General features: G+C 66.7%; 10 protein-coding genes. 6 read left to right on the forward strand and 4 right to left on the reverse strand.

Features of this window, described 5'->3' with window-relative positions; genetic code table 11:
- Window positions 1–61 precede the first annotated feature (61 nt).
- From BM372_RS06485 to BM372_RS06500, 4 genes are all read left to right on the forward strand, one after another.
- Window positions 62–1,171 (forward strand): NAD(P)/FAD-dependent oxidoreductase, encoded by a 1,110-nt coding sequence (locus BM372_RS06485; RefSeq protein WP_256214076.1) that lies wholly within the window; start codon window positions 62–64, stop codon window positions 1,169–1,171.
- Window positions 1,172–1,598: 427 nt separating this feature from the next.
- Complete coding sequence (locus BM372_RS06490; protein WP_090953355.1) at window positions 1,599–3,203, forward strand: LGFP repeat-containing protein; 1,605 nt, start codon at window positions 1,599–1,601, stop codon at window positions 3,201–3,203.
- Between the two features lie 169 nt (window positions 3,204–3,372).
- Window positions 3,373–4,557, forward strand: a complete 1,185-nt coding sequence (locus BM372_RS06495; protein ID WP_090953357.1) for a class I SAM-dependent methyltransferase — start codon at window positions 3,373–3,375, stop codon at window positions 4,555–4,557.
- A 135-nt stretch (window positions 4,558–4,692) separates the two neighbouring features.
- Complete coding sequence (locus BM372_RS06500) at window positions 4,693–5,895, forward strand: ROK family transcriptional regulator (protein ID WP_090953359.1); 1,203 nt, start codon at window positions 4,693–4,695, stop codon at window positions 5,893–5,895.
- Between the two features lie 42 nt (window positions 5,896–5,937).
- Here the strand turns inward: BM372_RS06500 and BM372_RS06505 are convergent, their stop codons facing one another.
- Window positions 5,938–6,135 (reverse strand): hypothetical protein, encoded by a 198-nt coding sequence (locus BM372_RS06505; protein WP_090953757.1) that lies wholly within the window; start codon window positions 6,133–6,135, stop codon window positions 5,938–5,940.
- Between the two features lie 426 nt (window positions 6,136–6,561).
- On the opposite strand from BM372_RS06505, the gene BM372_RS06510 reads away from it, so the two are divergent.
- Window positions 6,562–7,560: a methylenetetrahydrofolate reductase gene (locus tag BM372_RS06510; RefSeq protein ID WP_090953361.1), complete on the forward strand. Its 999-nt coding sequence runs from the start codon at window positions 6,562–6,564 to the stop codon at window positions 7,558–7,560.
- Between the two features lie 49 nt (window positions 7,561–7,609).
- On the forward strand, window positions 7,610–9,973 hold the full coding sequence (gene metE / locus BM372_RS06515) for a 5-methyltetrahydropteroyltriglutamate--homocysteine S-methyltransferase (protein WP_090953363.1): 2,364 nt from the start codon (window positions 7,610–7,612) through the stop codon (window positions 9,971–9,973).
- 171 nt (window positions 9,974–10,144) lie between these two features.
- On the opposite strand, the gene BM372_RS06520 is transcribed toward metE, so the two are convergent.
- From BM372_RS06520 to BM372_RS06530, 3 genes are all read right to left on the reverse strand, one after another.
- On the reverse strand, window positions 10,145–10,651 hold the full coding sequence (locus BM372_RS06520) for a DUF2004 domain-containing protein (RefSeq protein ID WP_090953759.1): 507 nt from the start codon (window positions 10,649–10,651) through the stop codon (window positions 10,145–10,147).
- A gap of 113 nt (window positions 10,652–10,764) precedes the next feature.
- On the reverse strand, window positions 10,765–10,986 hold the full coding sequence (locus BM372_RS06525; RefSeq protein WP_090953365.1) for a hypothetical protein: 222 nt from the start codon (window positions 10,984–10,986) through the stop codon (window positions 10,765–10,767).
- Between the two features lie 85 nt (window positions 10,987–11,071).
- Window positions 11,072–11,992, reverse strand: a complete 921-nt coding sequence (locus BM372_RS06530) for a LysR family transcriptional regulator (RefSeq protein WP_090953367.1) — start codon at window positions 11,990–11,992, stop codon at window positions 11,072–11,074.
- Window positions 11,993–12,136 lie beyond the last annotated feature (144 nt).

Here is a 12,136-nt window from a genome sequence, read left to right on the forward strand (position 1 = left end):
CCCTGCACGTCCAGCGTGATCAAAAAAACTGAGTGGAGGCCGGACCATTAGCCAGGAGGCGGTGCGCACCGCCGACGTCGTCGTGATCGGCGCGGGCCAGGCCGGACTGTCGGCGGCCTACCACCTTCAGCGCCGCGGGTTCGTTCCAGCGGGCACCGGCCTGCGCGGAGGGTCCGGTCCGGATGGGCTGCCGGCCGGGACGTACATCGTGCTCGACGCCGAGGCCGGCCCCGGCGGGGCCTGGCGGCACCGCTGGAAGAGCCTTCTCATGGCCACAGTGAACGGCATCAGCGACCTGCCCGGCCGCCCGCAACCCGCCGTGGATCCTGCCGAGGCCAGCTCCAGTTTCCTCACCCGCTATTTCGGCGGGTATGAACACGACCTCGGGCTAGCGATCGAGAGGCCCGTGAAAGTGCGGTCGGTGCGCCGTGAGGACAGACACCCCGACGGGCGGCTGAACATCACAACCTCCCGCGGGCAGTGGTCCGCCCGCGCCGTCATCAATGCCACCGGCACATGGACCCGACCGTTCTGGCCCATCTATCCGGGTCAAGCGAGCTTCCGCGGCCGGCAGCTGCACGTGGCCGACTACGTATCCGCCGAGGAATTCCGCGGCCGGCATGTGATCGTGGTCGGCGGCGGGATCTCGGCCGTTGGGCTCCTCGATGAGATTTCCTTGGTCACAAGCACCACGTGGTTCACCCGCAGGGAACCGGTCTGGCGCGACGCCGCCTTCGACCGGCAGGCCGGCCACGACGCGGTCGCTCTCGTGGAGCAGCGCGTGCGCCAGGGCCTCCCGCCGCAAAGCGTCGTCTCCGCCACAGGACTGATCTGGACGCCGGACCTCCGCGCCGCGGCAGCGCGCGGCGTCCTTGACCGGCACCCCATGTTCACTGCGATCGAGCCCGACGGCGTCCGGATGGCCGACGGCAGCTTCCTGGCCGCGGGGGTGATCCTCTGGGCGACAGGCTTCCGGGCCGAACTCGAGCACCTCGCCCCGCTGCACTTGCGCGGACCGGGCGGCGGCATCGCGATGGACGGTACGCGGGTCGCTGCGGAACCACGGGTGCACCTCGTGGGCTACGGGCCGTCCTCGTCCACCATCGGCGCCAACCGCGCCGGCCGCTCCGCCGTCGCGGGAATCGTCACCCTGCTGGCCGGTTCGCGATAACGTAAGGCGTTGCGGTGCAGCGCCACGTGCCGGCACCGCCATCCCGGCCATCCTCGCCCGTGGGCAGCCGCTAGGCCACTCAAGTGCCAGCCACGTGGCTGATGCCAGAAATCGAGTACTGGCTACTCGTGTGCCGTAAGGTCCGGGCCTTTAGGGTCGGGGTCATTACTAGTTGCCTGGTGCAGCTTGGCTGTCGGAAGCGGGTCTCTCAATGTGCCAACAGACCATCCCTTGATTACAGCCGCACTTCGATGCGGCGCGCCTGGCCGATGCTTCGGTGTGAGGGCATCGGTGGGTAAGCCCCCAATGGTGCGGGCTCCGGGGTTGCGGTCCAAGCAGGGTAGCCCACGCACTATTCAGCATTGGGGATGGCGCCGCCTGTATACCGGGAGCTGAACAACAGATCAGGACACGGGAGGGCAGATCAATGAGAAGACTTTTTCGACTGTTTCTGGCAATTGCGCTCGGCATACCGCTGGCGGGTTCGATCGCTTTCGACGGCGTGCCGGCTGTAGCAGCGCCCGCCGCCTGCGCATCGGGCACCCCCGCGCCCGCCGATCCCTATCCCGGGACCACGGCGGCTGCCACGAATTTTGAGTCGGGTACCCTGTCGCCGTTCGTCCCGTTCACCGCGGTCACCGGTACAGTGTCGGTCTCCTCGGATTTTGCGCACTCTCCGGGCTGCTCGGCATATCTGCATGCCACCCAGGACAATGGCTCAATCGCCAACATGTCCGTCGGGCTGGCGTCCGGGATGAAGGAGGCTTACGCGGACGGCTGGTTCAATATCACCAAGCAGGGTGTGGCGGGGAACAACGTTCCGTATTTCCGCTTCTTCTTCAGCGGTATCAGGTATGCCGATGTCTTCCGGGACAATGCGACCCATGAACTGGTGCTCCGGACGACGGGCCCGCAGGGGTTCGTCTACTCCACCTTGGTGCCAACTGTTGCTTTGGGCACCTGGCATCATCTGGTGGTGCACGTCGTCCCCAAAGGGGCGGCCACCGGGGTGCAGATTTGGTGGGACGACAAGTCGGTGTTTGCCCAAACGGTCAACATCAGTGCAACCCGATTCGACAAAGTACAGCTCGGGGCTGAACACGATGAGCAGATGGGCGACATTTATGTCGACGATGTGATCGTCAACAGCGGCTCCGAAACTCCGGGACCGGTACCGGGTGCGCTCCCGGGCGCTGGTGGGGGCGGCGGGGGCGGGACGGTCCCGCCGGCGGCCACTACGGCGATCAAGGCAGCGGCGGCCGCGCAACCTGCCCTCGGATCGTCCACATCAGCAATCATTTGCGGCCTGGTCAAGGATGGCTGCTATCAGAGATTCCAGGCCGGCGCTGTTCACTACGCCCCGGGCGTCGGGGCGTTCGCCACCTGGGGAGGCATACGGACCGCGTGGCGCGCGGTGGGCACCGAGAACGGCAAACTCGGCTACCCCACCGGGAAGGAAGTCTGCGGCCTGGTTAAAGGTGGCTGCTATCAGAGGTTCCAGGGCGGCACTATCCACTATGCCCCGGGCGTCGGGGCGTTCCCCACCTGGGGCGGCATACGGACCGCGTGGCGCGCGGTGGGCACCGAGAACGGCAAACTCGGGTATCCGGTGGGCAAGGAAATCTGCGGGTTGCGCGACGGCGGCTGCTACCAGGGATTCCAGGGCGGCACTATCCACTACGCCCCGGGCGTAGGGGCGTTCGCCACCTGGGGAGGCATCCGGACCGCTTGGGGGGCGGTGGGCTACGAACACGGCAAGCTCGGGTACCCGGTTGGCAAGGAAAACTGCGGGTTGCGCAACGGCGGTTGCTACCAGAGGTTCCAGGGCGGCACTATCCATTACGCCCCGGGCGTTGGAGCATTCGCCACCTGGGGAGGAATCCGCACCGCCTGGGGCGCTCAAGGCTACGAAAACGGACGGCTCGGCTACCCCACCAGCAACGAGTTCCCCATCGGCGGCGGCAGCGTCGCCCAGAACTATCAGGGAGGACGGATCACCTGGTCCGCGGCAGCCGGCACTAAAATCACCTAGCCCACAGTGCCGCCCGGCCCGCCGTTGCGGGAATCGCTGCACGGTTGGCCGGTTCGGGATAACGTAAAGCGTTGCGTGCAGCACCCAGTGACGGACAAACCCGCCTCACAACCGTCCTGCACGCCCTGCTAATTACCGAAGCCTGAGAAGAAACGGCGGCACATCGCGCGTGGCGGACACCAACTTCGAATCACTCTTTGCCCGGCTGAGACGATTCCCGGACGTTGAGGCCGCCAACCTCCAGGCCTGGGACGCCACAGACAAACTCCTGCTGGACACTGCCCTTGAGTCGCACGCGGCCGGCTTGCTCCAGCCCGGAGGACGGCTCGCGGTGGTGGGGGACCGGTACGGGGCACTAACACTCGGTGCCCTGACGCTTGGGGCGTCCGCCGTCCGGGTCCACCAGGACCTGGTGACGGGGGAGCGGGCGCTTAGGGCCAACGCCCAAAGACTGGTCAACGCCAAAGCCCTGGCCATCGACGCAGGGTTTGAACAGCTCCCCTTGGGCGCGGCACTCTTGGAGGGTGCTTCCCTGGTACTGCTGCAGCTGCCCCGGTCCCTCGCCGAGCTGGAGGAAATCGCCGACGCCGTGGCCCGGTACGCGGCACCCGACGTCGTGCTGCTGGCCGGCGGACGGGTCAAACATATGAGCCTTGGCATGAACGCCGTCCTGGCGCGGTATTTCAACGACGTCCAACCCCAGCTCGCCCGGCAGAAATCACGGCTCCTGCTGGCCCGGCGGCCCAAGCCGGTCCCCGCGACGCCACCGTTCCCTGTCACTGAGTTCAACGAGGAGCTCGGCCTGACGGTCTGCGCCCGCGGCGCCGTCTTCGCCGGCACCGCGCTGGACATCGGGACCCGGTTCCTGCTGGAGTTCTTGCCGCACATGCCCCACGCCGCCCGCGCCGTCGACCTGGGCTGCGGCACCGGAATCCTGGCCGCCATGTACGCGCGCAACAACCCCGCCGCCCGGGTCACCGCCACGGACCGGTCCGCCGCCGCCGTCGTCTCAGCCCTCGCCACGGCACAGGCCAACGGGCTCGCCGGTCGGATCGACGTCCTGCAGGACGACGCCATGAGCACACTGCCCGAGGGGAGCGCGGAGCTGATCCTGCTCAACCCGCCCTTCCATCTGGAGGCCGCCGTCCACGCCGGGGCGGGAATCAAGTTGTTCGAAGCAGCCGGCCGGGTCCTGGCCCCCGGCGGGGAGCTCTGGACGGTTTTCAACAGCCACCTGCACTACCGGTCGGCACTGGAACGGCTGATCGGGCCCACCCGCGAGGTCGGCAGGAACCCGAAATTCACCGTGACGGCCAGCACCCGGCGCCCGCGGACCGGTCCTGCATCCAGGTGAAGCCCGGGTGTGTCTGAACCAGGTTGCGCGTAACGTAACATTCTGAGATCAACTGTGCGCGGCCGAAGACGTTTAGAGGTAGCAGTGACCGAGATCCGGCAACCTTCGCCAAGGCGAGGGACCAACCTGCCCAGGATGGGCGACTTCAACCTCACCGTCATTCTTGATGCCATCAGGCGGGCACCGGGCGGCCTCAGCCGGGTGGAGCTGGCCCAAATCGTCGGGCTATCCCCGCAGACAATCTCCAATATCTCGCGCCGCCTCCTGGACCAGAACCTGATTGTCGAGGCCGGCAAGGAAGGCAGCGGTCCGGGCAAGCCGCGGACCATGCTGCGCCTCAACGCCTCCGGCATGTACGCAGTCGGCGTCCACCTGGACCCCGCCGTGACCACGTTCGTCGTCCTGGACCTCGTGGGCTCGGTGGTCAAGCACACGAGCACCATGACGCCCTCCGGTGCGGACCCCGGCGCCGTCATCGACACCATCGCCGCCCAAATCACACGGCTCGTCGCCGACTCAGGAGTGGACCCGGCCCGGGTCGCCGGGATTGGCGTCGCATCGCCGGGCCCGATCGACCTCGAGGCAGGCACAGTGGTGGACCCGCCACTGCTGCCCGGCTGGGACCGCGTCCCGCTGCGCGACGCCCTGGCGCGCGCCACCGGACTTTTCGTCCTGGTGGACAAGGACGTCACCAGCGCCGCCGTCGCCGAAACCTGGGCCGGCGGCCCGAGCGGCGCCGGCAGTTTCATCTTCATGTACATGGGTACGGGCATCGGCTGCGGCATCGTTCTCAACGATGAGGTGGTGCGCGGCACGTCCGGAAACGCCGGCGAAATCGGGCACATCGTGGTGGACCCGGGAGGGGCACCGTGCGACTGCGGCCTTACCGGCTGCGTGAAGTCCACCTGCATCCCGCAGGTCCTCGTCGCGCAAGCAGTGGAAGCGGGGGTGCTCGACGGGTCGCACCAGGACACCAATGGCCCCGCGGTCCAGGACAGCTTTAACAAACTCTGCGCCCTCGCCTACGACGGCGACGACCGCGCCACCAGAATCCTCGACCGCTCGGCCGTGCTGGTGGCCCGGGCCGTTTCGGTCATTATCAACGCCCTCGACGTGGACCGCGTCGTCTTCGGCGGACCGTTCTGGAGCGGCCTGTCGGGACGGTACCTGAAACTGGTTCCCGGCATCGTCCGCGAGAACAGTGCCACCCGGCAGATCCACCCGATCGACGTCGTCGGCACCGGCGTGGGTGAGGACGTCGGCGCCATCGGGGCGGCCAGCCTGGTTCTGGAGCACACCCTGGCTCCGCGCTCGCAGCGGCTCTTGCTCGAGGGCTAGCCTTTTGCTCACGGGCTGCCCGGCTGCCCTGCTGGCGTGCCGTTAGTCGATATCCTCCACCACAGTCCCATAGGGAATGCTGTCATCCAGGTGGGCCTGGTGGTCGTGCGGATGGAAGACCACCCGGACCCCGTGCAACCGGTCGGCAGCAGACTGCATGAGGACCGGCCGGATGGCGTTGATGAAACTCTCGCTCTTGCCGGCGAGGTACTCCTGGTAACTGGCTGGAAGCTGAATCATGGCAACAGAATAGTCCTGAGCCGGCGTAAGGGGGAGGGGCCGTGCCGGTCCACCCTCAGGAAGTTCGATAATGAAAACGGCCGCCTCGGCGAACATTATTCTGCCGACACCTGCAAAAAGCCGTAAAGATGCGTCTTAATTTGGCGGCCGACTTGAAGGCCCCGGGCGCAGAGCCTTAGAGTCTTATACAAGTTACCTCAGTAACGTGTCAGCGATCCTCCGCTGAAGGCCGTCCCCGGGACGGTCCAGGAGGGTGTGGGTGCCCCCATGTGGGCCTGACATTTGCTCACGGACAACTTTGGATCAGGCGTAACAGTCGCGGCTGCGCCCTGATGAAGTTCCCTCCGTGTTCCCCAAACTCAATTCATTGACGGCTCTTTCGCATTTCCGGTTTAAAGACGTCAGTGTTCACAGCCAAGGACGCAAATGTCACCACCAAGCCTTATCGACGCCCATCCCAACCTTGCCGGCGCGGCTCCCGTTGCGCTGTCCTACGAGCTGTTTCCGCCACGGTCGCCCGCGGCCGCCGAATCACTCTGGACCACTATCGGGGAACTTGAAGCCACGGACCCGGACTATGTCTCCGTGACCTACGGCTCCAGCGGATCCAACCACGGCACCGCCATCGAGCTCATCAACCGGCTCGTGCAGGAAACCACGCTCCGGCCCTTGGCCCACCTGACCTGCGTCGGGAACTCTCCGCAGGAACTGGCGGAGATCATCGGCGAGCTGCTCGACGTCGGGGTGCGCGGCATCCTGGCCCTGCGCGGCGACCAGCCCAAGGACGGCGGCGCGCCGCCGGAAGGTTCGCTGCGGTATGCACAGGACCTGATCGAACTGATCCGCCGCGTGGAGCAGCGCCGCTCGGCCCTGCTGTGCGCCGGTAAAGTCGCCGTCGGCGTCGCCGCCTACCCGACCCGACACCCGGAATCGCCGAGTGAGGCGCACGACGTCGAGGTCCTGATGGCCAAGCAGCGCTCAGGCGCCGACTTCGCCATCACCCAGGTCTTCTTCCACACCGAACAGTACGCCGACCTCCTGACCCGGGCACGACGGGCAGGTGTGACCATACCGATCATCCCCGGCGTCATGCCCCTGACCAGCCTCCGCCGGCTGGCCCGCCTGGCCGAACTGACCGGCGTGGAACCGCAACCGGAACTCATCGAACGCCTCGCGGCCGCCGATACCGACGCCGAACGCATCCGGATCGGCGTCAGCGCCACCGTAGATCTGGCAAACGCCGCCCTGGACGCCGGCGCCCCCGGCCTACACCTCTACACGTTCAATGAGCACGCCGCTGCCCTGGACGTGCTGGACAAGCTCGCCCTGCCCCGGCCGCGAACCGGCAGGCATAGCGGCAACCGGAACAGCGGTGCCCGCATCGACGCCTCCCGGCACGCAGCCACCGGCCAGCTCGCCAGCTGACCCATCACCTCACTTCGCCTTCTGTCAACGACAACTTCAAGGACTTCCCATGACTGACCAGCTCACTTCCCCCAGCAGCAGCGCTTTCCCGTCCGCCTCGATCCTGGGCTACCCGCGCATCGGCCGTCGCCGCGAACTCAAGAAGGCCGTCGAGGCCTACTGGGCGGGCAAGATCGACGCCGCAGCCCTGGACGCTGCCGCCAAGGAGATCCAGCTCGGCACCGCCAAGCGCCTCCAGGGCCTGGGCCTGACCGAGGCTGCCGCCGTTCCCGGCACCTTCTCCTACTACGACCAGGTGCTCGACGCCGCTGCCCACCTCGGCGCCGTGCCGGCCCGCTTCGGTAACCTCCTGAACGCCGAGGGCCAGCTGGACATCGACGGCTACTTCACCCTCGCCCGCGGCAACAAGGACCAGCAGCCGCTGGAAATGACCAAGTGGTTCGACACCAACTACCACTACCTGGTGCCGGAAATCGGCCCGGAGACCAACTTCGCCCTGACCTCCAACCGCATTGTCGAGGAATTCGAGTACGCCCTGGCCAACGGTGTGCAGACCCGCCCATACATCGTCGGTCCGGTCACCTTCCTCCTGCTGAGCAAGGCCTCGGACGACGCCCCGGCCGGCTTCAGCCCGCTGTCCCGCCTCGAGGACATCCTTCCCGTCTACACCGCACTGCTGCAGAAGCTGGCCGCCGCCGGTGCCGGCTGGGTGCAGCTCGACGAGCCCGCCCTCGTCGTGGACCAGGAAACCTCCGTGCAGGAGATCCAGGCCGCCGTCGCCCGCTCCTACGAAGTCCTCTCCGCCGCGGCCCCGCGCCCGCAGCTGTTTGTCTCCACCCCCTACGGTGCGCTCGACGGACTGCTCGGCACCCTGGCCGCCACCGGCATCGACGCCCTGCACTTGGACGTCTTCAAGGGCGCGGTTCCCTCCGCCGCGGCCCTGGTCGCGCTCGGCAACAAGACCCTCGTCGCCGGCGTCGTGGACGGCCACAACATCTGGCGCAACGACCTCGCGGCCTCCGCGAAGAAGATCGCCGAGCTGCAGAAGTCCGTGGCTACGCTCGCCATCAGCACCTCCACCTCCACACAGCACGTCCCGCACGACGTTGACGAGGAGGTCCAGCTGTCCGAGCAGCTGCGCAGCTGGCTGGCTTTCGCCGACCAGAAGACCGTTGAGGTTGTCACCCTGGCCGGGCTTCTGACCGACGCCGCGACTGGTGTTCAGTCAAGGGATGTCCAGCCTGCCATCGACGAGGCCAGCCGCATCATCGCCTCCCGCGCTGAAGCCGAGGGTGTCCGCCGCGCCGAGGTCCGCGCCCGCATCGAGGTCCTGACCCCGGCCGACTTCAACCGCTCCGAGTACTCGGTCCGCGAAGCCGCCCAAGAAGCAGCGCTGCACCTGCCGCCGCTGCCCACCACCACCATCGGCTCCTTCCCGCAGACCGCCGAAATCCGTTCGGCCCGCGCCCGCAACAACAAGGGCGACCTGACCAACGAGCAGTACGAGCAGCTCATGAAGGACGAGATCAAGCGCGTTGTGGAGCTCCAGGAAGAGCTCGGCTACGACGTTCTGGTGCACGGCGAGCCCGAGCGCAACGACATGGTCCAGTACTTCGCCGAGAACCTGGAAGGCTTCGACGTCACGGTCCACGGCTGGGTCCAGTCCTATGGCTCCCGCTGCACCCGCCCGTCGATCCTCTGGGGCGACGTCACCCGCAGCGCGCCGATCACGGTGGAATGGGCCAAGTACGCCCAGTCACTGACCAACAAGCCGATGAAGGGCATGCTCACCGGTCCGGTCACCATCCTGGCCTGGTCCTTCGTGCGCGATGACCAACCCCTCGGCGAGACGGCCAACCAGGTGGGCCTGGCGCTGCGCGACGAGATCGCCGACCTCGAAGCTGCCGGCATCAAAATCATCCAGGTTGACGAGCCGGCCCTGCGCGAACTGCTTCCGCTGCGCAAGGCCGACCAGGCCGCGTACCTGGACTGGTCCGTCAACTCCTTCCGCCTGGCCACCGCCGGTGCAGCTGACGCCACACAGATCCACACCCACCTGTGCTACTCAGAGTTCGGCGTGATCATCGACGCGATCGACGGCCTCGACGCCGACGTGACCTCGATCGAGGCCGCCCGCTCCCGCATGGAGGTTGTCCACGACCTCGAGTCCCACGGCTTCGGCCGCGGCGTTGGTCCGGGCGTGTACGACATCCACTCGCCGCGCGTGCCGGGTGAGCAGGAAGTCACGGAGCTGCTCAGCACCGCGGTCAAGCACGTCCCGTCCCGCCAGCTCTGGGTCAACCCGGACTGCGGCCTGAAGACCCGAGGCTACGCCGAGACCGAAGAGTCCCTGCGCAACCTGGTCACGGCCACCAAGACGGTCCGCGCCGGACTGCTGCAGGAAGCCAAGTAATACGTGCCTAAATAAGAGAGCTCGCAGAGGCTTAAGGGCTGGCGCGGTCTACCGCGCCGGCCCTGAGAAGCGAGTGAAACTGCGAAGCGAGCGAACGGGCGGCCGGTCACCTGATGGTGACCGCCGCCCGTCGACGTTAATGCGGGCCGCAACGGAGCACCCGCTGGGGTGTTAGGACTCCCAGAGGATTTCGTCGTCGACGACGCCGTCCTCATCCGCGGAGGCGACCAGGACCTCGTCGGTGAAGTGCTGGCCCAGCGTGAAGTCCAGGACGAAGTAGCGTTCGGGCTGGCCGGGGTAGATGCCCACGTGGCCCAGTTTGAGGGCCTTGAGGAAGACCTCGTCGGTGAGCTGGCTCTTGTCCTCGACGCCGAAGACCTTCCTGAGGTGTTCGTTCTTGATCGCGTTGCAATGGAAGTGCCGGTATTCCTGCGGGCTGGTGCCTTCCTGCTCCAGTTCCTCGGCGATCATTTCGCGGACCTGGTCCACGAGTTCGGGCAGGAAGCGCAATCGGTAGTCAACCTTATGCATGGCCGCTTCGTCGAAATGGTCATGCGCATTGACATTGAGGTCAAGCTCCACGGTCTGGCCCGCCAGTTCATGGGTGGCGGTGAGATTATGGTCTCTTCCGTGGTTGAGCTCGACTTCGCCGAAGTGCTTGCTCGCTACCTTGTTCATATCTTCAACATAGTCCTGAAAACCGGACCATTCCAGCATTGGCAAGGTTTTCTCCGGCTTCGCCGGCGCCAGCACCGGTCGCCAGCGATGACGGCGTCGGCGGTCGGCCGGTGCTAGCCGGCCTCAGCGCCTTCCCAGTCGACGTTAACCCACCGTTGGCCTTCATCGTCCCAGGACTCCGAGTGGCCCAGCTGGGCGAGCTCGTCAAAACTGACGTCGATCCCGTGGCTGTGAAGCGTTTCGCGGAGTTCCTCGGTGGCGGCGCGGACGGCGGCGTCGATGACGTCCCTGCGGTCAGAGGCGACGGGTCGGGAAGCTGAATAGGTTGCTCTCATGGGGACCATCCTTATCGATCGCGCTCGGCATGGGAACCCCGCCGCCGTACCAGTTCCCCAGCCCTGTCGGCTCGGCGTTTCCGCCTCAGTCCTTCCGCGCGGTCCCGAGCCGGTGCATCGTCTCGGCCAGCAGATCCACGAAGAGCTGGACCTGAGCCGTCCGCTTCTCGTTGATCAGCAGGGCAAAAACATTCCGGGCCAGCCGGATCTCCGGGACATCGAGCACCACTACGCCGGCCGGCCGGTGCAGCAGGGCGAGCTCGGGGACCAGGGCGGCGCCGAGCCCGGCGGCCGCCATCTCCAGGCTCGCGTGGAAGTCGTCGCTGTAGGCCACCACGCGGGGGTGCAAGTTGCAGCTGGCGAAGAGCCGTTCGATCACGGTGGCGTCGGACGTGCCCGGGTGGTGCATGATCCAGGGCATGTCGGACAGATGCGTCGCGGCGATCTTGGAATCCGTACGGATACCCCAAGCCGCCGGCAGCACCACCCGGAAGTTGTCGTCACCGATCCATTGCCGGTCCACGGTGTGCGGCCACGCGAGGCCGGACTGCCCCACCTGATACACGAGAGCCACATCCAGCTCGCCCCCGGTCCGCAGGCCCATGATGGTCTGGGCCGGTTCCGCGACCGAGACCCGCAGGTCGATCCCGAGCTTCTTCCACGCCGGATTCTGCAGGATCGGCGGGAGCACATAGGTGGCCAGACTCGGGAAGATGCCAAGCCGCAGTTCCTGGCTGGTGCTGTCCTCCGCCCGTGAGGCGGCGGCCATGAGCGCTTCAATGTCGGTGAGCACCTTGGCCGCGTGCCGCGTCATGACGACGGCGGCTTCCGTCGGCTGGATGCTGCGGGCCGCCCGCTGGAACAAGGTGACGCCCGTGTCACGTTCCAGCGCCGACATTTGCTGGGAGACGGCCGAGGCCGTGTAGCCCAGGCGCGCCGCTGCGGCCGCAAACGATCCGAGCCGGATGACTTCCACGAGGGTCCGCAGATGAACGGGGTTGATCAAGGGCTGCCCTTCGCCTGGTAGCTGGTCCGCCGGAGGGGGACCGGAAATCCCGCTTCATTCTGGCATATCCGCCGGCACAGATCGCCACAGCTGCCCAAGCAGCCGATCTGAAGAATGCCGAAGTCTTACTCATCCGGCGGCCCG

Origin of the sequence: Arthrobacter sp. ov118 (assembly GCF_900116495.1) — a bacterium.
Taxonomy (GTDB): Bacteria; Actinomycetota; Actinomycetes; order Actinomycetales; family Micrococcaceae; genus Arthrobacter.